The organism is Brachybacterium sp. AOP3-A1-3 (assembly GCF_052378285.1).
GTDB lineage: Bacteria > Actinomycetota > Actinomycetes > Actinomycetales > Dermabacteraceae > Brachybacterium.
Genome location: NZ_JBQSXM010000003.1, coordinates 175,411 through 196,138, shown reverse-complemented (window position 1 = coordinate 196,138; position 20,728 = coordinate 175,411). Strand labels below are relative to the sequence as shown.

The window sequence follows — 20,728 nt, the reverse complement described above, 5'->3', positions numbered from 1 at the left end:
TGGAGGACCCATGACCACCACCGTCCCCGCTTCGACCTTCGAGACGCCGCTGAAGTTCGCGTACTGGGTGCCGAACGTCTCCGGAGGCCTCGTCGTCTCCACCATCGAGCAGCGCACCGACTGGCAGCTGCCCTACAACTCGCGCCTCGCCCAGGTCGCGGAGAACTCCGGCTTCGAGTATGCGCTGACCCAGACCCGCTACGCCGCCAGCTACGGCGCGGACAAGCAGCACGAGGCCTCCGCCTTCAGCCTCGCCCTGCTCGGCGCGACCGAGCGCCTGAAGGTGATCGCCGCCTTCCACCCCGGGATGTGGCACCCCGGCGTGCTCGCCAAGTGGCTGATCACCGCGGACCACCTCTCCGGCGGGCGCGCCGCGGTGAACATCGTCTCCGGCTGGCTCAAGGACGAGTTCGTGAAGTTCGGGCTGCCCTGGCTCGAGCACGACGAGCGCTACGTGCGCACCGAGGAGTTCATCTCCGCGCTGCGCGGTCTGCTCACCGAGAACGGCTACTCCCAGGACGGGACGTACTACTCGATCGACGACTTCACCCTCTCGCCCAAGCCCGTCGACGTGCCCGGTCGTCCGCACCCGGAGATCTTCTTCGGCGGCAACTCCACCGCCGCGCAGGGCACGGCGGGCCGTGTCGCCGACTGGTACTTCTCCAACGGCCGCACCCTCGAGGGCTATGAGGAGAACGTCGCCGGTGTGCTGGCGTCCGCCCAGGAGGCCGGTCGTGCGCCGAAGTTCGGTCTGAACGGCTTCGTCATCGCGCGCGAGTCCCGGAAGGAGGCGGAGGAGACTCTGCGCGAGATCGTCGCCAAGGCGCATCGTCCCGCCGTCGAGGGCTTCAGGCAGTCCGTGCAGGAGGCCGGCGCCTCCACCAAGGACGGCAAGGGCATGTGGGCCGGCTCCTCCTTCGAGGATCTCGTGCAGTACAACGACGGCTTCAAGACGCAGCTCATCGGCACCTCCGAGGAGATCGCGGACCGCATCATCGAGTACAAGAAGGTGGGCGTGAACCTCCTGCTGACCTGCTACCTCCACTTCACGGAGGAGACCGCGGCCTTCGGACGGGACGTGCTGCCGATCGTGCGGGAGAAGGAGAAGGACCTCGCCCGCGCCCGCGGCACCGAGCTGAACACCGACCTGATCCCCGTCGTGCCCGGCGTGAGCGCCGAGGAGGCCGCCGCGGCGACCGCCGAGACGCTGCCCGAGGACCACCCGTCGAAGGTGGGGGTGTCTGCGTGAACGAGCCGACCGATCTGACCCAGCACGCGCAGGAGCAGCAGCCCCCGTCGGCCTCGGCGGAGTCCCCGGCGACCGCGGCGCAGTCCTCGTCGGCCCCGGCGGAGACCTCGTCGGTCGGACCGGCGCCGAGCCCCGAGCGCAGCTTCGGGTTCCGCACCCGGGCCCTCCACGCGGGCGGAACGCCCGATGCCCAGCACGGCGCGCGAGCGGTCCCGATCTACCAGACCACGTCGTTCGTCTTCGACGATGCGGCCGACGCGGCGAACCTCTTCGCCCTGCAGAAGTACGGCAACATCTACTCCCGGATCGGCAACCCCACCGTCGCGGCCTTCGAGGAGCGCATCGCCTCGCTCGAGGGTGGGATCGGTGCGGTCGCGACCGCCTCGGGGATGAGCGCGGAGTTCATCACCTTCGCGGCGCTCGTGGGCGTGGGCGACCACGTCGTGAGCTCCGCGCAGCTGTACGGCGGCACCGTCACCCAGCTCGACGTGACGCTGCGCCGTTTCGGGGTGGAGACCACCTTCGTGCCCTCGTCGGATCCGGAGGACTTCCGCGCTGCGTTCCGGCCCGAGACGAAGGTGCTCTACGTCGAGATGATCGGCAATCCCTCCGGCGAGATCGCCGACCTCGAGGGGCTCTCCGCGCTCGCCCATGAGCACGGGGTGCCGCTCGTGGTCGACGCGACGCTGTCGACCCCCTACCTGGTGCGTCCGCTCGAGCACGGGGCCGACATCGTCATCCACTCCGCCACGAAGTTCCTCGGCGGGCACGGCACGACCCTGGGCGGCGTGGTCGTGGAGTCCGGCCGCTTCGACTGGGGCAACGGCAACTTCCCGCAGATGACAGAGCCGGTCGCGTCGTACGGCGGCATCAGGTGGTGGGACAACTTCGGCGAGTACGGCTTCCTCACCAAGCTGCGCTCGGAGCAGCTGCGCGACATCGGTCCGTCGCTGCCCGCGCAGTCCGCCTTCCAGCTGCTGCAGGGCGTCGAGACGCTCCCGCAGCGCATCGACGCCCACCTCGCCGGGGCCGCGGCCGTCGCGCAGTGGCTCGAGGAGGATCCGCGTATCTCGTACGTGACCTGGGCGGGGCTGCCGTCCCACCCGCACCATGCGCGGGCGCGGAAGTACCTGCCGCTCGGCCCGGGATCCGTCTTCGCCTTCGGCGTGCGGCCGACGGGGGAGTTCACGAGCGACGAGGAGGAGTCCGCGGCAGCGCGGGCGACGGGCGAGGAGGTCATCGCGAACCTGCAGCTCGCCTCGCACCTGGCGAACATCGGTGACGCGCGCACTCTCGTGATCCACCCCGCCTCGACCACCCACCAGCAGCTCTCCCCGGAGCAGCTCGCCGCCGGTGGCGTCAAGGCGGATCTGATCCGGATCTCGGTGGGCCTGGAGGACATCGACGACATCCTGTGGGACCTGGACCAGGCGATCACCACGGCGACAGGAACCCCGCGGACCGAAACCCAGCGGACGGAAGCCCAGCGGACGGAGGAGGCACGATGACCGGCATCAGTGTGGAGGGTGCGGGCTCGGCCTGCGCCGTCCCGCCAGTTCCCTCAGCCCCGTCGGGCCCGTCAGGCCAGACCGGGGCGACCGAGGCAGGCGCCCCGTTGCGCACCTGGCAGGGTCCGTCGGCCCCGGATCGCTTGGCGATCCTGCGTCGGGCGAAGAGCATCGCGATCGTCGGCGCCTCGGCGAACCCCTCGCGGGCCAGCTATTTCGTGGCGACCTACCTGCGCTCGAGCTCGCCGTACGACGTGTACTTCGTCAACCCGCGGGCCGACACGATCCTCGGGCAGCCGGCCTATGCCTCGCTCGCCGACCTCCCGGTGGTGCCGGACCTGGTGGACGTGTTCCGCAAGGACGCCGACCTGCCGGGCGTGGCCCAGGAGGCGGTGGACGTCGGCGCGAAGGCGCTGTGGCTGCAGCTGGGCTCGTGGAACGAGGAGGCCGCGGCGATCGCCGAGGCCGCCGGGCTCGACGTGGTGATGGACCGCTGCGTGAAGATCGAGCACGCCCGCTTCCACGGCGGACTGCACCTGGCCGGGTTCAACACGGGCGAGATCACCTCGCGGAAACAGCGCCTCAGCGGGCGCGGCTGAGCGTACGCTCGCAAGTCAGGCGCGGGTCGGGGATCACCTCGGCCCGCGTTCTGCTGCCCGGGGTGGGCATCAACCCAGCGGGCGCGAGAAGTCGATCGTGACGCCGGGGGCGGCGGGGATCTGCACGCAGGCGGAGCGCTCGCCGAAGTCCATGTCGACCGGCTCCCGCACCGCGAGCGCGCCGCGCTCGATCGCCTGCTGGAACGCCTCGTCGACGTCGTCGCAGTGCATGTGGATCACGACGCCGCGGGACGTCTCGTCGCCCGGGGCCGGGGCGTTGATCCAGAGCGGGATGCTGCCCGGCGCAGTCAGCGAGGCGAAACTGCCGACATCGGATTCGATGGTCCAGCCGAGCGCGTCGCGCAGGGCGCTCGCGATCGAGGACGGTTCGTCGAGGACGAGGGTGAGAGCGCGGATTCCGGTCATCGGGATGCTCCTTCGGCGGGGTGCCTGCGGCGGGGTGCCTGCAGTTCTCGCACCGTAGTGCACGCGGAGCGTCTGCGTCCGGGACTCCGTCTCCGGCACTCCGTGTGCGCGTCGTGCGGGGCTCTGGAGAGGGGAGAGACGGGAGTCAGCCCTCGATGCGGATCCCCAGGTGGCTCGCGAACGCCGGCGCCAGCTCTGTGACCTGCTGGGCGTCGAGCGTCGCACCGGACATGCCCTCGAGGTTGCTGATCGAGCCCATCTCGAGGCCCCGCAGGTCCACGTCCTTCAACCGGGCATGGGCGAGGGCGATGCTGCTGGCGCGGCAGTTCACGAAGGCGACTCGCGTGGCGGTGACGCCGGCGAGGTCCAGCTCGTCGATCGTGCAGTCCTCGAAGAGCACGTCCTCGAGCGTCGAGGCGCGCAGATTGATCCAGTCGAACTTGCTCCCCACGATGCGGGTGGAGCGGACTTCCGCGTCGTAGATGTCCAGCGCGCCGAGCCGCGATCCGCTCAGCTCGACGTCGCGCCAGGTGCTGCGGGTCGCGTCCAGGACCGGGGCGTTCAGCCGTTCCAGGCGCGTCTCGATCAGCCGTGCGTGCGTCAGCGTGGTCGTGTGCGCCGTGACGCCCACCAGCTCGCACTCCGTGAAGGTGGCGCCGGTGAGGTCGCGACCCGAGAGGTCCGCCCCCTCGAGCCGGAGCCCCTCGTGGCTGTCGTGGGCCTCGAGCTGATCGGCGTCCGCCGGCTCGAGGCCGGGCAGGACGAGACGGCTCAGCACGGGCTTCTTGATGGTGGCATTCCGGCGTGCGATGGGGGACACCTCGAGGATCGGGGGCGGGGCCTCCTGCGGCGGCGGGAGACAGATCCGAGACTACGCGGCGGGGCCGACGGGCGGTTGCGCCGGGACGGAGCGAACGACCAGAGATGGAGCGGACCAGCAGGTGTGCCCTACGCTGAAGCGCAGCTCGTGGCGTCGAGAGGCAGGGTGGGGGTCATGACCGGAGGATCCGTGCAGCCATATGTCCAGAGCCATCCTGTCGATGTCCGCGTCGCCACCGCCGCCGACCTCGGAACCCTGCAGCGGGCGATCTATGCGGCATGGAAATGGCGTGAGGAGTGGGATGAGCGGGCGTACGCGGCTCATGCCGCGCAGAGCCTCCCGGACTCCTACGTCGACGACTTCGGGAATGTCGCGGGTGACGCAGGTGTTATCGCGGCGGCGGCGGATCGTGGAGGTGAGCAGGTGCTCGGTGCCGCTTGGTATCGGTTCTTCTCCCACGAAGCGCATCGGTCCGGATTCGTTGCGGAGGATGTTCCGGAGATGGTCATCTCGGTCGAGGGGCCGGCGAGGGGGCGCGGAGTCGGGCGATTGCTGATGGAGGGCCTGACCGGGCTCGCGTCCTCTCGTGGGATCACCCGACTGAGTCTCCACGTGAGCCGCGAGAACACCAGAGCCCGCAGGATGTACTCGTCGTTCGGGTTCGAGGAGACGGAACTCGGCGATCGGCGCGGAGCTGTGATGGTGCTGCGGCTGGCCGGTGAGTGAGAAGCCTGCCGACGCGCGACCCGGCGACGACGCTCCGGCAGGATTCGAACCTGCGACCGCCTCCTTATGGGGGAGCTGCTCTACCGGGCTGAGCTACGGAGCGTGACGCCCGGTGCGGAGGGAATGCACCCGGCGACGAAGCCCCATCCTGACGGCTCGTGAGCGGCGGTGTCGAGGATCCTGTCACGAACCGTCTCCCGCTGACTCGGGGCGTCGTCGGAGTTTTTCGGAGGATTCGACGGGAAGCATCTTTCCTCCCCACAGGGTGGTTTTCCACAATGTGCTGGTGGATGGCTGAGGACTATTTCCTGGAGGAGCCGCTACGGGTCTTTCCTCCCCAGTGGTGGGTTATCCACAATGCGGAGACGCGAGGGGTCGGGGGGCGTTCCTCCGCGAGGCGGTCCTCGGTGCGACGTGCCGTTGCATATGGCGTTGACCTGGTGCTACGGTATCGATGTCGATGTGCCGCATTGCCGTTGCTCGGCAGGGATGGCCGGTTACCTCCGGGGGAGGGCGTCGGGTGGCGGGCAGTGATATCTGCCGAGCGAGACACAGTGTCGAGGGAGTTCGTGGAAGTTATCCACATTCCGTGACCCGCCCTTTCGTTTGTCTGTGCCCAGCGGAATAATAGGGGCATGAACACGAACTCGCAGGATGTCGAAGCAGGCTACGGGGACCCCACCCGCCGGCAGCTCGAAGCTCTGCGGGTCGACGGCCCGATGGCTCTCGCCGAGCTGCTCGGAGATCAGTCCTATCTCCTCGCCGAGCTCGCTCTCGAACCGGGCGCCCTGTTCGCCCTCGACGGCCCGGAACGTCCGTCGAAGCACTACTCCGCTGTTGTCGGGCGGCTCCATGAACAGCGGTCCGCCCTGGAAGCGCTCGAGGCCCGTGCCCTCGTGAGCCTCGCGGAGTCGATCCGTCACGAGACCCATGCGCAGGAGGCGGCGAACGCCGCTCAGGAGATCACGGCCATCGCCCCAGAGGCGATTCTCGACAAACGGGCCGAGCGCGCCGCGACTCGAGAGATCTCGATGATCACCCATCGTTCCCCATCCGGCGCCGGGCGCACCCTGGGGTCGTGTCGGCGCATGGTCGAGTCGATGCCGGAGATGCTCGAGGCCATCGTGACCGGACAGGTGACCTTCGAGAAGGTCCATAGCGCGGCCGCATCTGTCGCGCCCCTGTCCCCTGAACAGCGCGAACAGGTGGATCGCGGTCTTGCGAAGCGGCTCCCTGCCCTTGACGGCGCGGGGACCAAGAGGTGGAAGCGTGAGGTCACACGGCAGATCGAGGCAGCGGATCCGCAGGGGGAGTCCCGGCGGCATCACTATGCGCGAACTCGTCGGCATGTCACCGTGCGGCCCGGCGAGCACGGCATGGCGACCGTATCGGCGCGCCTCTCCTCCCTCGACGCCGCGACGATCCGCAAGCGCCTCTCCCTCGAGGCGGAGCGGCTGCGGGCTCAGGGAGACCGCCGTGGTCATCAAGCCATCCAGGCGGACACCTTCGTGGACACTCTCCTGGGCCGGGAGAACGGCATGGCGCCGAGGACCGTGGACATCGGCGTGGTCGTCACCGACCGCGCCCTGTTCACCCCCAGCCGCGGGGACATCGCCCATATCGAAGGCTACGGGCCGGTGTCCTCGGAATCCCTCCGGGAGGATCTGCACACCGCGCTCAGCAGCAAGAAGGCGGAGATGGACGAGGCGCTGGGCGCCGACGGCCCGGCAGCCAGAGCCGAGCTCAGGCGGCTGTACACGCATCCCACCACCGGTGAGCTGGTCGCCACGGACTCTGTTGCCCGAGACTTTCCGCCGGCACTCGCCCGGTTCATCCTCTGGCGCGACGTGACCTGTCGTGGCCCCTTCTGTGACGCGCCCATTCGCCAGACGGACCACATCAAGCCCTTCTCGGAAGGCGGTCACACCTGCCTGGACAACGGAGATGGTGCCTGCGTCTACTGCAACGACAAGGAAGAGCAGACGCGCAGCGTCGAGCGGGACGATGATGCGAACTCCACGGGACACAGCGTCACGTGGACCAGCGTCAACGGCGTCACCCGCACCACCACACCCGATCCGTTCGGGCCCTCCTCGGAGTCGGGCGACTCCGAGAGGTCCGCGGATCCGGGGGAGCACGCTGAATCCGGCACTGACGCCGACGCTGTCGGCGACACGCAGGGCCGCAGTCCTGGCGATGGCGCTGGGGGTGTCGGCTTCCGACCCAAGGGCGCACGCCGCTACTTCCGCGCCCGTCAGATCCGTTCTTCTCGCCGCCGACGAGGCGCGAGGCGAAGGACCCGGGTGAGCACGCGGCGTCGCGTTCCATGGCACCGATCCCGTGGACCCATACCGGGCAGAGGTCGAGGACCCACGCACGACGACGGACGGGAACCTGCGTGATCAGCGGGAGCGATCTGCGCTCGGCCGGGACTTCTGCCACGTGCTCGGCCACATCGGAGTGACGCCCAGGACGCCCCCGAGATCTTCACAGCTTCTCCCTCGCCGTGAGCGTTCTCAGTGTCAGGATCACGCCATGACCACGTATTTCTCTGCCTCCGCGATCACATCGAGCGTTCGAGCGGGGTCGGCCCCGGCATCCCGATGGATCGGGGTCGGCGGGACGGTACTGGTCTTCGCATATGCGGTCTTCGCTGCCCTTCAGATCCAGGTGCTGAACCCGCTCGCGGCGGTGCCCGGCAGCTCGCTGCGGGAGATCAGCGCGACCGTGGGGAACACAGCCGACACCATGGGGTGGGGCCTGATGATCGTCGTCCTGGCGCTCGGCCCCCTGCTCGCCGGGACCATCACGAGCATCGGGTGGCGTGGCAGGATCCCCGCCGCGTTCATGCTCGCGGCGATGCTCGGGCTCCTCATGCTCGGCACGCCGGCGTACTTCGTAGCCTCGTTCCCTGCCGGGATGACCTTGGCCGACACGTTCGGGATCGCTGGAGCCGACCACTCGCCGTGGGCCTGGGTCCTCCACCTCGTCAGCCTGCTCGCCCTGGTCGCTCTCATCGCGATGGCGCTCAGCGCCGTGATCCGAGCGACGGTCCGAAGCAGCGCACCACGTCGGGCCTGACGAGCCTCGGCCCGTGAGCCCGTGAGCCCGTGAGCCCGTGAGCCCGTGAGCCCGTGAGCCCGTGAGCCCGTGAGCCCGTGAGCCCGTGAGCCCGTGAGCCCGTGAGCCCGTGAGCCCGTGAGCCCGTGAGCCCGTGAGCCCGGCGCCGAGTGCCAGGCGCTCGGCCCCAGGCGACCGGCTCCCGCGGGGGAGGGGCAGCCGGGGGCCTGTCGGGTCACGCCGAGGCGGCAGCCTCCGCCGCACCCGGCAGCGCAGCGGCGATCCGATCGAGGATCTCGGGCGTGTGCGCGGTGGAGACGAACCAGGCCTCGAAGGCCGAGGGCGGCAGGTAGATCCCCGCGTCGAGCATCGCGTGGAAGAAGCGGGTGAAAGCCTCAGTGTCCTGCGCCTTCGCGTCGGCGTAGCCCGTCACCGGCTCCTCGCGGAAGAACACCGAGAACAGCGTCCCGGCGGTCTGGATCACGTGAGGGACACCGGCGGTGGTGAAGGCGTCAGCCACCAGCTGCTGCAGGGTGCTCGATGCCGCGCCGAGGGTCTCGTAGGCCGCATCGTCCAGACCAGCGAAGGTCGCCAGGCCCGCCGCCGTCGCCAGCGGGTTCCCGGACAGCGTGCCCGCCTGGTACACCGGACCTGCCGGAGCCAGCAGAGCCATCAGGTCCTGCCGGCCACCGAAGGCGCCGACGGGCAGCCCGCCGCCGATGACCTTGCCGAAGGTCATGAGATCCGGCGCCCAGGTATCCTCCTCCCCGGCATCCGACGCCACGGTGGGGCCGTCGATCCCGTAGTAGCCCTCACGGCTCGCCCGGAACCCGGTGAGCACCTCGTCGCTGATCAGAAGTGCACCGTTCGCGTGCGCGGTCTGCGACAGGAAGCGGTTGAAGCCGATGCCGTCGGCCTCAGGCGGCGTGACCACGCCCATGTTCGCGGGCGCCGCCTCGGTGATGATCGCGGCGATCTCGGAGCCGCGCTCGGCGAACAGCGCCGTGACGGCCTCCCGATCGCCGTAGGGCAGCACCACGGTGTCCCGGGCGGTCGACGCCGTCACGCCGGCGGAGCCCGGCATCGCGAAGGTCGCGACCCCGCTGCCCGCCTCGGCGAGCAGGGCGTCGACGTGGCCGTGGTAGCAGCCGGCGAACTTCACGATCACGTCGCGGCTCGTCGCCGCCCGGGCCACGCGCAGCGCGCTCATCGTCGCCTCGGTCCCGGAGTTGACCAGGCGCAGCTGCTCGACGGGGGCGATGCGGGAGATGACCTCCTCGGCGAGCGTCACCTCGCCGGGCTGCGGCGCCCCGAAGGAGAGTCCGCGACCGGCGGCCTCGCGCACCGCCTCGACGACGCCCTCATGGGCATGGCCCAGGATCATCGGCCCCCAGGACCCCACCAGGTCCACGTACTCGCGGCCGTCCGCGTCCTGCAGCAGGGCGCCCTTCGCGGAGGTCAGGAACGGCGGGGTGCCGCCCACGGACCCGAAGGCGCGCACGGGGGAGTTGACGCCGGAAGGGATCACCTTCTGGGCGCGGGCGAAGAGGTCGGCAGAGGAAGCGCTGGTCATGATGGGTCTCCTGGAAAGGTCGCGGGAGGTAGATGGACTGGGTGGGCCGGCTGGGGAGCAGGAGCGGCAGGGAAGAAAAGCTGGAGCGGGAGCTGGAGCTGGAGTTGGAGAGGAGCGGGAGCTGCTGGGCCCCGGGCGCGGGGCCGGGTCTCAGCGGAACTCGCGCAGGTGGGCGGGCAGCCCCTCGCGGTACCAGAGGGCGACCTCGCTCGCGTAATAGGTCAGCACGGTCGAGGCTCCGGCGCGGCGGAACGCCAGCAGCGACTCGAGGATCATCCGGTCCCGATCGATCCAGCCGTTCGCCGCCGCCGCCTCGATCATCGCGTACTCGCCGGAGACCTGGTAGGCGCCGACGGGAACCGGCGAGATCTGGGCGACCTCGCGCAGCACGTCGAGGTAGGGCAGACCGGGCTTGACCATCACCAGGTCGGCGCCCTCGGCGAGGTCGAGCTCCAGCTCGCGCAGCGCCTCGCGACCGTTCGCCGGATCCTGCTGGTAGGTGCGCCGATCACCCTGCAGGGAGGAGTCGACGGCCTCGCGGAACGGTCCGTAGAAGGCCGACGCGTACTTCGCCGTGTAGGCGTAGATCGCGGTCTCCAGATGCCCCGCCGCATCGAGCTCCTCACGGATCGCCGCGATCTGGCCGTCCATCATCCCCGAGGGGCCCAGCAGGTGGGCGCCGGCCTCGGCCTGGGCGAGGGCCATCTCGCGGTAGCGCAGCAGGGTGGCGTCGTTGTCCACGCGGCCGTCGGCGTCGAGCACACCGCAATGGCCGTGGTCGGTGAACTCGTCCAGGCACAGGTCAGCCATGATCACGGTCTCGTCGCCCAGCTCGGAGCGCAGGCGCGCCAGAGCCTGGTTGAGGATCCCGTCGGGGTCGGTCGCCCCGGAGCCCACGGCGTCCTTGTGCTCGGGCACGCCGAACAGCATCACGCCGCCGACGCCGCGCTCGGCGGCCTCGGTCGACGCGCGCACCAGGGAATCCATCGTGTGCTGGACGACGCCGGGCATGGAGCTCACGGGCTTGTTCTCGTTCGCCCCCTCGCGCACGAACATCGGCAGCACGAGATCCGCCGGGCGCAGGGTGTTCTCCCGCACCAGGGAGCGCATGGCGGCGCTCGAGCGCAGGCGGCGGGGTCGGTCGACGGGGAGGGTCATGGGGTGGCTCCTTGCGGATGGAGGGGACGGGTGGAAGAGCGGGCGGGGGATCCGGGAAGAGGAGCGGCGGTCAGGGGCCGAGGTCGAGCGCTCGCACGACGACGGCGGCGAGGGCTGCGTCGGTCGGCTCCTCGGCCTGGAGGGTGACCCTCAGGCCGGCCTCACGCACCGCCTCGCTGGTCGGGTCGCCGATCGTGAGGATCGCGGTGGAGGGGTGGATCCCGATCGCCGCCGCACGGCGCGCAATCATGGGACTGGTCAGCACCATCGCGCTGTAGCCGCCGGTGCGCAGCGCCTGCGCGGAGGCCTCCGGGAGATCGACGGGCTCGGGCCGGTACACGGTCACCTGGTCGACGCGATAGCCCTTCGACCGCAGCCCCTCGGGCACGGTGGGCGAGGCGGCGCCGGAGGCAGGGAACAGCACCCGGGAGGCCTGAGCCGTGCTCGTGGTCGGCATCTCCTCCACGAGGGCCGCGCCGGAGCCGGAGGCGACCACGTCGGCCCGGATCCCGACCGCGGCCAGCGCCGCCGCGGTGCCCTCGCCCACGGCGACGACCTGCGTGCACGGAGGAACGCCGACGGGGGTCTCCGCCGTGGCCTCGGCAGCGAAGAGGGCCTCCACCGCTGTGCGGGAGGTGACGACCAGATGCGTGTACTCCCCGGCCGCGAGGCGCTCGCGGGCCAGATCGACCTCCGGCCCGCTCACGAGGACCAGACGGGTCAGGGGCCGATTCTCGACGGCGGCTCCCCGCTGCTCGAGCAGGGAGACCAGAGAGTCCCCGCGCCCGGCCGGTCGCGTGACCAGCACCGGCCGGGAGGGGCCGGCGGGGGTTCGGCCGGCGGCGCCCCGACCAGCGGGAGCTCGACCGGCGGAGGCTTGCACGGCGGGGGCTGGGCCCTCGCTCCTGTCGCACTCGCTTCTGCCACCTGCGCTCATAGAGCGCCTCCCTCCGGGCCCCCGTGCATCAGGCCTTCGCCGCCGCGAGGATCTCCCCGGCACCGCGCTCGATCAGATCCGCGGCGAGCTCCGAGCCCAGCAGGAAGGGGATCGAGGCGGTGCCCGAGGCGTCGTCCTCGGCGAGGTCGAAGCCGACTCGCGCCGTGCCCTCGACGACATGGCTGCCATCGGGCCGGATCGCCAGGGCGCGCAGCGACAGCTCGCCGTCCGCGATCTCCGCGTAGGCGGCGACCGGTGCGGAGCAGCCCGCCTCGAGCGTGCGCAGCAGCGCCCGCTCCGCCGTGACCGCCGCGCGGGTGGCGGGATCATCGACGGCCGCCAGACGCTCGGCGAACCAGGCCGGCGCGGTCTGCACCGTCCCACCGTGCAGAGCCGCCGTGGTGACCTCCACCGCCAGCGCGCCCTGGGCGGGCGCCGGCAGCATGACATCCACGCTCAGCAGCTCGCTGATCACGTCGCCGCGGCCCACCCGCAGCAGGCCCGAGGCGGCGAGGACGACGGCATCGAGATCGGCCTCCTCCCCGAGCGCCCGGGCCAGGCGGGTCTCGATGTTGCCGCGGATCCCCACGACGTCCAGATCGGGGCGGGCGCGCAGCAGCTGGGCGGCACGGCGCGGGGAGCCGGTGCCCACGCGAGCCCCCTCGGGCAGCTGCTCGAGGGTCATCCCGTCGCGTGCGCACAGCGCGTCACGGGGATCCTCGCGGGCCGGGATGCACGCCAGGATGATGTCCTCGAGCGGCTGCGTGGGCAGGTCCTTGCACGAGTGGACGATCGCGTCGACCGTCCCGTCCAGCAGGGCCTGGCGCACGGCGGTGACGAACACGCCGGTGCCGCCGATCTGCGCGAGGGGACTGGTGCGGTCCACGTCGCCGTGCGTGCTCACGTGCACCAGCTCGACGGCATGGTCGGTGCCCGCCACGAGCGCCTCGCCGACCTGCCCGGACTGGGTCAGCGCGAGCTGCGAGGCGCGGGTGCCCAGGCGCAGGGCGGAGAGCGCCGCCGTCATGAGGAGACCCCCGCTGCAGTCGTCTCCGCGGACGCCTTCTCCTCGTGGGCGCGCGCCTCCTGGGCGCGGGCCACGTCGTCGGCCGAATCCACGGCGCTCGTGGTGGGGCGGCACACCCGGCCCACGCAGCAGTTCGCGCCGCACACGTCCGGCGTGCCCCCGAAGTCGGTGACCACGCGGCGCGGGAACTGCGCGTCCAGCCGCTCCTGGACCAGATCCGCCAGGGCGGCGATGAAGCGGGGGTCCTCACCGGAGGTCGCGACCCGGCGGAAGGCGAGCCCCTTCTCCTCGGCGGTCTCCTTCGCCTCGGTGTCCAGGTCCCACACGACCTCGACGTGGTCGGTGACGAAACCGATCGGGACGACCACGACGGCGTCGGCCGCATCCTCCTCGGCGAGCTGCGCGATCACGTCGTTGACATCCGGCTCGAGCCACGGGATGTGCGGGGCGCCGGAGCGGGACTGGTAGACCAGCTGCCAGTCGGGGAGCTCCGGCGAATCGTCGTGCAGCTGGTCCATGACCCAGCGGCAGGCCGCGAGATGCTGCTCGACGTACCAGCCGCCGGACCCCTCGACGCGGGTCTCCTCCGGGCCCGACGCGTCGGCCATCGAGGTCGGCACCGAGTGGGTCGAGAACAGCACGGCGACGCGCTCGGCGTCGTGCCCGGCGGTGGCGAGGCTCGCCAGCGCGCGGCCGAGCCCGTCGACCACGGGCTCGAGGAAGCCCGGATGGTTGAAGTAGACCCGGACCTTGTCGATGCTCACCTCGTCGGCCAGGCCGGTCTCCTCGAGCACCATCCCGAAGTCCTCGCGGTACTGCCGGCACGAGGAGTACGAGGAGTAGGCGCTGGTCACCAGGCCGAGGGCGTGGCGGTGGCCGTCGGCGTGCAGCGCGCGCACCGCGTCGGCGTTGTAGGGCGCCCAGTTGCGGTTGCCGAAGTAGATCGGGAGGTCGACGCCGCGGCCCGCGAGCTCCTGCTCGAGAGCGGCGATCAGCGCCTCGTTCTGCTCGGTGATCGGGCTGCGGCCGCCGAGGGCGCGGTAGTGGCCCGCGACCTCCTCGAGGCGCTCGTCCGGGATGCCGCGCCCGCGGGTGACGTTGCGCAGGAAGGGGATCACGTCCTCCTGGCCGTCGGGCCCGCCGAACGACGAGAACAGGATCGCGTCGAAGGGCTTGGGCTCCCCGCGACGGGTGTGGGTCGCGGACGCAGGATCGACGGCGCGGGGGCGGAGCGTCGACGTGGTGGAGTCAGTCACGGAAGGTTCCTTCGCAAGAAGAGGTGGGTCAGGCGAGCAGAGCGGCGACGTCCGCGAGGGAGTCGAGACGTCGGCCGGTGTGGAAGGGGAGCTCGTCGCGCACGTGCAGGCGCGCATCGGAGTAGCGCAGGTGGCGCATCATGTCGACGAGGTCGTGGAGGTCGTCCGCCTCGAAGGAGAGCAGCCACTCGTAGTCACCGAGCGCGAAGGCGGCCACGGTGTTGGCATTGACCTGCGGGTACTCGCGGCCCAGCATCCCGTGCTCGCGCAGCATGCGGTTGCGTTCGTCGTCGGGCAGCAGGTACCAGTCGTAGCTGCGCACGAACGGGTACACGGTGATCCACTGCTTGCGCGTGAACTCGGGGACCATGAACGACGGCACGTGGCCGCGGGCGAACTCCGCCATGCGGTGCACGCCGACGGAGGCCCACTCGCGGTTCAGCCAGGTGCCGGGCAGGGAGTTCTCGAACTCGCGCAGCGCGGCCTGCAGCGACTCGGGCCTGTCGGCCGCGAGCCACAGCATGAGGTCGTCCTCGGCGCGGAAGCCGGAGACGTCGTAGAAGCCCAGGATCTCGACGTCGCCGTCGGAGGCCGTCTCGATGAGCGACGTGACCTCGCCGAGCGCAGCGGTGATCTGCTCGGTGGTGACCTCGCCGTCCTCGGTGAGGCCGGAGATCCGGCGGAACACGGTGTAGCTCGTGTAGCGCGTGGTCTGCGCGATCTGCTCGGGATCGCTCGCCGCGCCGCTGGTCGCGTCCGTCGACGGGTTCTTCGCCTCGTTCATCAGGGGGTGTCCTTCCACTGCAGGGGAGTTGCTGGATCGTAGGTGGGTCACGTCAGTCACGTCAGTCGGGTCAGTCGGGCGGGGTCGCGTCGGGATCGGGGGCCGACGCGGCGTCGGCGCGGACGATCGCGTCGATGCCGGTGCCGGCTCTCCAGGAGCCGACGAGCTGAAGGGACGGCTCCTCGCGCAGAACGGCGGTGAGCGCGTCGAGGGCGGCGCGGTGCCCGGGGCGGGGCTGCCGCATGGCACGGTCCCAGTCGATCACACGTGCGGCGAGCAGCTGCTCGCGCGGCAGCGCGACCCCGAGGATCCGGGAGGCATCAGTCAGGGCGAGGCCGACGATCCCCGCGGGATCCGGGAGCTCCTCGCCGGGACGTCCGAAGGACAGTCGTACCACGTGCGGGCTCTCGGCCGACGGGAAGGCCTCGCGGGCGGCGTGCTGCACATGCGCCCACTTGGCGCTCGCGTGGGTGAGCGCCTTGGCCCGGACGCCCGCCGTTCCGGGGGCGACCAGGGCGCCGGTGCCGGAGGGGAAAGAATCCAGGGCCGGGGCGTCGAGCACGAGGACCACCAGGCGCACGGGGGCCGACGGGGTCTGCGGGATGGCCGAGGCGATCCGTGCGACGGTGCCGGTCGTGTCCCTCGGCTGGCCGGTCGGGCCCTCCGGCTGCTGGCCGGTCGGGTCTCCCGACTGCTCTCCGAGCCCGGCCGTCAGCAGGTCATGGGCCGTGTCGGGCGGGCAGGCGAGGACCAGATGATCCGCCTCGAGGGTCTCACCGGAGGCGGTGCTGACCCGCCATCCAGGGGCGTCATGGTGCACCACGGTGGCCTCCACCGACGTGCGCACGATGCCCCCGGCGGCGAGGAACTGCTCCTGCAGAGTCGCCGGCAGGGCGGCCAGCGACGGAGCCAGGGTGTGGACGCGGGTCCCGGCGGTCCCCGTGCTGCGGCCGCGCAGCTGCCGGACGGAGGCCACGAGGGAGCCGTGCTCGGCGAGGCCCGCGCTCAGCTGCGGGGACGCGGCGGCGAACTCGAGGGTCGCAGGATCCGCCGAGTGCACCCCGCCGACCACCGGCGCCACGAGGCGCTCGAGCACCGCGGCACCGAGCCGGGTGCGCACCACCTCGGCGACGGTCGCACCGGGGCGGGCCCCGACGGACGCGGGCAGGACGCGCTCGAGGCTCGCCCGCAGGGCGCCGCGCAGGCCCAGCACCGCCCGGACGTCGGCCGCGAGGGGACGCCCCGGGATGCCGAGCAGCGAACCGCCCGGCGCCCGATGCGCTCCGGCAGCGGAGACCACGCGGCTGCCCAGACCCTCGCGCGGGCTGACGACCTGATCGGCCAGGCCCAGCTCGGCGACCAGGGCGTCCACCGCTCCGGAACCGGTCGCGTACGCCTCGGCGCCCGCGTTCAGCACGAGCTGCGCGACAGGATCCGTGCCCGTGCCCGTGCCGGTGCTTGTGCTTCTGCTGTCCTCCGGGTCCTGCGTGACCAGGACGTCGGCGATCGCGCCGCCGACTGGATCGGCGGCCTCCAGGAGCACCACCCGGTGCCCTGCCCGCTGGTGGCGGCGGGCCGCGAGCAGTCCCGCGAGTCCGCCGCCGACGACGAGGGTGCGCTCGCTCATGCCCGGCGCGTGCCCAGCTGGTGGGCGTCCTGCTCGTGCAGGAAGCTCACCAGATCGGTGAGCACCTGCGGATCGGTGTCAGGGGCGACTCCATGGCCGAGGTTCACGACGTGGCCGCTCGCGCGGGACCCGGCCTCGAGCACCGCGCGGGCCTCGGCGAAGCGCGCCTCCTCGGAGGTGAACAGCACGGCGGGGTCGATGTTGCCCTGCACCGGCGTGCCCTCGGGGAGGATGTCGAGCGCCTGGTCCAGGCGCAGCCGGTGGTCCACGCCCATCGCGGTCGCGCCCGCCTCGAGCATCGGGGTGAGCAGGTGCGCGGCGCCCACGCCGAAGTGGATGCGCGGCACGGGGAGGTCGGCCACGCGGGCGAGGGCCGCGGCGGAGTGGGACTGCACGCCGGAGCGGTACATGTCCTCCGACAGCGCGCCGACCCAGGAGTCGAACAGCTGCACGGCGGACGCGCCGGCGAGCACCTGGGCCCGCAGGAAACGGCCCGAGAGCTCGGCGACCCAGCTCGCCAGGCGCGCCCACACCTCTGGCTGGGAGCGCATCAGAGCGCGGGTGCGCAGGTGGTCACGGCTGGGGCCGCCCTCGACCATGTAGCTGGCCACGGTGAAGGGTGCACCGGCGAAACCGATCAGCGGAGTGGTGCCGAGCTCGGCCACCGTGAGGCGCACGGCCTCGCGGATCGGGTCGAGCGCGGCCTCGTAGTCATCGCCCAGCGGGGGCAGGGCATCGACGTCGGCCTCGGTGCGGATCGGGTGGTCGAAGACCGGCCCGACACCGGGCTTGATCTCGACGCCGAGGCCGGCCTGGCGGGCGGGGACCACGATGTCGGAGAAGAAGATGCCGGCGTCGACGTGGTGGCGGCGCACGGGCTGCACGGTGATCTCGGCGGCCATCTCGGGGCGCACGCAGGAGTCGAGCATCGTGGTGCCCTCGCGCAGGGCGCGGTACTCGGGCAGGGAGCGTCCGGCCTGTCGCATGAACCACACGCTGGGAGTGTCTGCTCGGTCACCTCGCAGCTCGCGCAGGACGGACGAATCGGACACTCCACCCTCGGCGACGGGTCGCCGGGCGGGGTGCTCGGAGGGGAGGGCGGACCCCGCTGCGGTGGGATCCGCGGGGGTCTCGAAGGGCGCCGCGGTGGGGGCGTCAGGGGTGGTGCCGTTGCTCGGGCCTGCGGTGATCCCGTTATCTGACACGCGTCGCGAAGAATCTGACGCGATGTCGGCAAAAGATGGCTCTGACGTGGGGTTCTGTGTCATGACACACCTATTGTGCACATCGGATCCGAGAGCGCCATCCAGCCCAGCGGGCAGGCCTACACTGGCGGCCATGCTCGCTGCCCTCCGTGCCTCCCACGAGCACCTCGATCTCGATGTGCTCGACGCCCTCACCCGGGATGCACCCACCCTGCCCGCGGCGATCGAGGCCCTCCAGGCCGAGCGCACCGGCGCCAGCGGGGCAGCCCCGATCATCGCCGGCCACGTCGTGGTGAGCACCTGCAACCGCCTCGAGGTCTACCTCGACACCGACCGCTTCCATGAGGGCGTGGACCTCGTGATCGATGCCGTGGCCCGCACCAGCGGTCTCGAGCGCGACGTGGTCTCCCTGTGCTTCGACGCCGCGATGGACACCCCAGTGCCCCAGCACCTCTACGAGGTCACGTCCGGGCTGCGCTCCCTCGTGCTCGGCGAGGCCGAGATCGCCGGCCAGGTGCGCCAGGCCTACGAGGCCGCCCGCCTCGCGGGCCGCACCACCTCGATGCTCCACGACCTCTTCCAGCACGGCTTCCGCTGCGCGAAGCGGGTCGCCACCCAGGCCCCCGTCGGCGCGTCCGGCCGCTCCGGAGCGGCCGTCGCCGTGGACCGTGCGGGCGTCGAGCTGGGCGGCTTCGCGGGCCGCACCGCGCTCATCGTCGGCACCGGCGCCTATGCGCGGCTCGGGCTCGCCGAGCTCACCCGCCGCGGCGTCACCGACCTGCGGGTGTACTCGCCGTCCGGCCGCGCCGCCGGTTTCGCGGAACGCCACGGAGCCCACGTGGTCAGCCCCGAGGGGCTCGACGTCGCCCTGCGGGAGGCCGACCTGGTGCTGTCCTGCTCCGGGCGCGGCACCTCGCTGTTCCCCGAGCAGTTCCTCGCGGCCGGCCGCACCATCGTGCTCGACCTCGCCCTGCGCTCCGACCTGCACCCGCTCGTGCGCCACCTCAAGGGGGTGACCGTGCTCGGGCTCGCCGACCTCAAGGTCGGCGTCGATGCGAGCGACGATCCGGCGCTGCGGACCGCCCGCGCCATCGTCGAGGAGAACGTCGAGGCGTTCCGTGTGCAGCAGGAGGTGCGTCGCATCGATCCCGCGATGGCCGCCCTGCGCCGCGAGGTCGCCGACACCGCGGATGACGAGGTGGACCGCCTGCGCCGCGAGGTCTCCGGAGAGACGGCCGACGTGCTCGAGCGCAGCGTGCGCAGGATCCTGGCGAAGGTCATGCACCAGCCCGCCGAGCGTGCCCGCCACCTCGCCGAGACCGGCTTCGCGGACGACTACGTCGAGGCGTTCCACACGATCTTCGGGATCGACATCTCCTCCGGGCGCGGCGCCGCCGACGTCGAGGCCGATCCGGCGGACGCCGCGCCGGCCGGCTGGATGCGCGTGGACCGCACCGTCCCGCCCGTGTTCGGGGCCTCCTTCGCCGGTGCCGGTGCCGGTGCCGGTGCCGGGGCTGGTGCGGGCGTGGGCGTCGGGACAGCGGTCGGGGATGCCCTCGGCCAGGACGGGCGCGGCGCCCTCGCAGAGTCGGAGGGCGTCTCCGTGTCGGCCCTCGCCCGGGCCGCCCTGCGCGAGGGGCAGTGCCCGGTCGACCACGCCCCGGCGGATCTCGGTGCCGCCCTGGCGGGCCGGAGCGGGCGCGACGCCTGAGTCGGAACTCGGGATGGCAGTGCCGTGACCTGGGTCGGCGCGATCCGGCTCCGTGCGATCCGGCTCCGTGCGATCGGACTCCGCGGGATCTGGCTCAGCGCCGTCTGAACAGGCTCCAGCGCGAAGCGCGTCGTCGGCCGCGTTCCCCGGGTGCCGGAATCTTCTTCACATCGCCGTGCTCGACGCCGCCCTCGTCGTCCGTGCCGTCCTCGTGGTTCTCGCGGCCCTCGTCGTCCTCGCGGTCCGTCGGCTCGGAGAGCGTGTCCGGGTCGTCGAGTCCCGCTCGGCGCACTGGGGTGTCAGGGAGTTCCGGGAGGTCGGGGGCCGCCGGGGAACCGGAGAGATCTGAGGACACAGGGAGCTCCGGGGAACCGGGCTGCTCGACCCGCAGACCCTCCTCGTCCACCCAGTCGTCGGTCCAGCCGACGTCGGACTCATCGCGCGGGGCGTAGGCCGCCCGCGGCCCCAGCACGTCCTCGACATCGGCGAACTCGATGTCGACGGGAGCCTTGACCTCTTCGCCGCGATGCGGGACCGGGCAGGTCCAGAAGTACGGGCAGCCCGGACACCCGGCGGTCTCCTCGTCGGGAGAGGCCTCGCGCTGCATCTGCACCCCGTCGATCTGCTGCAGCATGCGCAGACGCGACTCGTAGGGATTGATCTCCATGGCCTGCTCAGACTACTGCGCACCGGGACGGAAGGCGTCATCGCCCCCGTAGGATCGTTCCTGCCCCTGCACGCCGTCCCCACTTCGGAGGAGCCCCCGATGAGCACACCGCAGCAGCGTGTCCACGACACCACCCGCCGCCTGCTCGAGCTGCTCGCCAGCGACGACTCCCACACCCCCGCAGTCATCCCCGAGGCGATCGCCCTGCGCACCGAGCTGGCCGTCGCCACCGCCGAGGCGGGACATCTCGAGGACGCCTTCGTCCAGGTCGACGAGCTGCTCAAGGACACCCAGCGCGAGCACGGACGCGAGCACGAGCTGGTCGGCCCGGTCCGGGCCGCGGTGTCGAGAGTCGAGACTCTCGCCCAGCGCGCCCTCGACGAGGCCTGACCCGG

General features: G+C 71.7%; 19 protein-coding genes and 1 tRNA gene. 8 read left to right on the top strand and 12 right to left on the bottom strand.

From position 1 onward, the window contains the following. Window positions 1-10 precede the first annotated feature (10 nt). From sfnG to ACT3T5_RS06155, 3 genes are read left to right on the top strand one after another with little or no spacing between them, the layout of a single operon-like run. Window positions 11-1,249, top strand: coding sequence for a dimethylsulfone monooxygenase SfnG (gene sfnG / locus ACT3T5_RS06165; protein WP_444593879.1), 1,239 nt, complete (start codon window positions 11-13; stop codon window positions 1,247-1,249). Beyond that, complete coding sequence (locus ACT3T5_RS06160; RefSeq protein WP_444593878.1) at window positions 1,246-2,757, top strand: O-acetylhomoserine aminocarboxypropyltransferase/cysteine synthase family protein; 1,512 nt, start codon at window positions 1,246-1,248, stop codon at window positions 2,755-2,757. Before sfnG ends, ACT3T5_RS06160 begins: the two co-directional genes overlap by 4 nt. After that, window positions 2,754-3,356, top strand: a complete 603-nt coding sequence (locus tag ACT3T5_RS06155; protein ID WP_193118407.1) for a CoA-binding protein — start codon at window positions 2,754-2,756, stop codon at window positions 3,354-3,356. The genes ACT3T5_RS06160 and ACT3T5_RS06155 overlap by 4 nt, the downstream gene beginning before the upstream one ends. A 69-nt stretch (window positions 3,357-3,425) precedes the next feature. On the opposite strand, the gene ACT3T5_RS06150 is transcribed toward ACT3T5_RS06155, so the two are convergent. After that, complete coding sequence (locus ACT3T5_RS06150; protein ID WP_193118406.1) at window positions 3,426-3,782, bottom strand: VOC family protein; 357 nt, start codon at window positions 3,780-3,782, stop codon at window positions 3,426-3,428. 145 nt (window positions 3,783-3,927) lie between these two features. Further along, window positions 3,928-4,602, bottom strand: a complete 675-nt coding sequence (locus ACT3T5_RS06145; protein ID WP_444593877.1) for a pentapeptide repeat-containing protein — start codon at window positions 4,600-4,602, stop codon at window positions 3,928-3,930. Between the two features lie 174 nt (window positions 4,603-4,776). Between ACT3T5_RS06145 and ACT3T5_RS06140 the strand changes: the two genes are divergently transcribed. Next, a complete protein-coding gene (locus ACT3T5_RS06140) occupies window positions 4,777-5,328 on the top strand; it encodes a GNAT family N-acetyltransferase (protein WP_444593876.1) in 552 nt (183 codons plus the stop codon). A gap of 29 nt (window positions 5,329-5,357) precedes the next feature. Here the strand turns inward: ACT3T5_RS06140 and ACT3T5_RS06135 are convergent. Then, window positions 5,358-5,431: transfer RNA gene (locus ACT3T5_RS06135), tRNA-Met, on the bottom strand. A 532-nt stretch (window positions 5,432-5,963) separates the two neighbouring features. Between ACT3T5_RS06135 and ACT3T5_RS06130 the strand changes: the two genes are divergently transcribed. Both ACT3T5_RS06130 and ACT3T5_RS06125 read left to right on the top strand, forming a co-directional pair. Then, window positions 5,964-7,730: a DUF222 domain-containing protein gene (locus ACT3T5_RS06130; RefSeq protein WP_444593875.1), complete on the top strand. Its 1,767-nt coding sequence runs from the start codon at window positions 5,964-5,966 to the stop codon at window positions 7,728-7,730. Window positions 7,731-7,863: 133 nt separating this feature from the next. Next, the gene (locus ACT3T5_RS06125; protein WP_444593874.1) at window positions 7,864-8,409 is read left to right on the top strand and encodes a hypothetical protein; all 546 of its coding nucleotides are present in this window, start codon (window positions 7,864-7,866) and stop codon (window positions 8,407-8,409) included. A gap of 214 nt (window positions 8,410-8,623) precedes the next feature. Here the strand turns inward: ACT3T5_RS06125 and hemL are convergent, their stop codons facing one another. The 8 genes from hemL to hemE form a co-directional block, all read right to left on the bottom strand. Further along, window positions 8,624-9,961 carry a glutamate-1-semialdehyde 2,1-aminomutase gene (gene hemL / locus ACT3T5_RS06120; RefSeq protein ID WP_444593873.1) on the bottom strand — a complete coding sequence of 446 codons (1,338 nt, stop codon included), beginning with the start codon at window positions 9,959-9,961 and terminating at the stop codon, window positions 8,624-8,626. Between the two features lie 150 nt (window positions 9,962-10,111). Then, window positions 10,112-11,119, bottom strand: a complete 1,008-nt coding sequence (hemB, locus tag ACT3T5_RS06115; protein ID WP_444593872.1) for a porphobilinogen synthase — start codon at window positions 11,117-11,119, stop codon at window positions 10,112-10,114. Window positions 11,120-11,189: 70 nt separating this feature from the next. Then, window positions 11,190-11,927, bottom strand: coding sequence for a uroporphyrinogen-III synthase (locus ACT3T5_RS06110; RefSeq protein WP_444579530.1), 738 nt, complete (start codon window positions 11,925-11,927; stop codon window positions 11,190-11,192). A 157-nt stretch (window positions 11,928-12,084) separates the two neighbouring features. Further along, a complete protein-coding gene (hemC, locus tag ACT3T5_RS06105; RefSeq protein ID WP_444579529.1) occupies window positions 12,085-13,083 on the bottom strand; it encodes a hydroxymethylbilane synthase in 999 nt (332 codons plus the stop codon). Further along, window positions 13,080-14,339, bottom strand: a complete 1,260-nt coding sequence (locus tag ACT3T5_RS06100; RefSeq protein WP_444593871.1) for a ferrochelatase — start codon at window positions 14,337-14,339, stop codon at window positions 13,080-13,082. The genes hemC and ACT3T5_RS06100 overlap by 4 nt, the downstream gene beginning before the upstream one ends. Before the next feature lie 28 nt (window positions 14,340-14,367). Next, a complete protein-coding gene (gene hemQ, locus ACT3T5_RS06095) occupies window positions 14,368-15,123 on the bottom strand; it encodes a hydrogen peroxide-dependent heme synthase (protein ID WP_444593870.1) in 756 nt (251 codons plus the stop codon). Between the two features lie 70 nt (window positions 15,124-15,193). Next, window positions 15,194-16,750, bottom strand: a complete 1,557-nt coding sequence (locus tag ACT3T5_RS06090) for a protoporphyrinogen/coproporphyrinogen oxidase (RefSeq protein ID WP_444593869.1) — start codon at window positions 16,748-16,750, stop codon at window positions 15,194-15,196. Further along, window positions 16,747-17,802 carry a uroporphyrinogen decarboxylase gene (hemE, locus tag ACT3T5_RS06085; protein ID WP_193118287.1) on the bottom strand — a complete coding sequence of 352 codons (1,056 nt, stop codon included), beginning with the start codon at window positions 17,800-17,802 and terminating at the stop codon, window positions 16,747-16,749. The genes ACT3T5_RS06090 and hemE overlap by 4 nt, the downstream gene beginning before the upstream one ends. A 286-nt stretch (window positions 17,803-18,088) precedes the next feature. Here hemE and ACT3T5_RS06080 point away from each other — a divergent pair, with 286 nt between their 5' ends. Then, complete coding sequence (locus ACT3T5_RS06080) at window positions 18,089-19,666, top strand: glutamyl-tRNA reductase (protein ID WP_444593868.1); 1,578 nt, start codon at window positions 18,089-18,091, stop codon at window positions 19,664-19,666. Between the two features lie 94 nt (window positions 19,667-19,760). Here ACT3T5_RS06080 and ACT3T5_RS06075 read toward each other — a convergent pair whose 3' ends face one another. Then, the gene (locus ACT3T5_RS06075; protein ID WP_444593867.1) at window positions 19,761-20,333 is read right to left on the bottom strand and encodes a hypothetical protein; all 573 of its coding nucleotides are present in this window, start codon (window positions 20,331-20,333) and stop codon (window positions 19,761-19,763) included. Window positions 20,334-20,432: 99 nt separating this feature from the next. Here ACT3T5_RS06075 and ACT3T5_RS06070 point away from each other — a divergent pair, with 99 nt between their 5' ends. Then, entirely contained in the window at window positions 20,433-20,723 is a 291-nt protein-coding gene (locus ACT3T5_RS06070) for a hypothetical protein (protein WP_444593866.1), read from the top strand. Window positions 20,724-20,728: the final 5 nt, after the last annotated feature.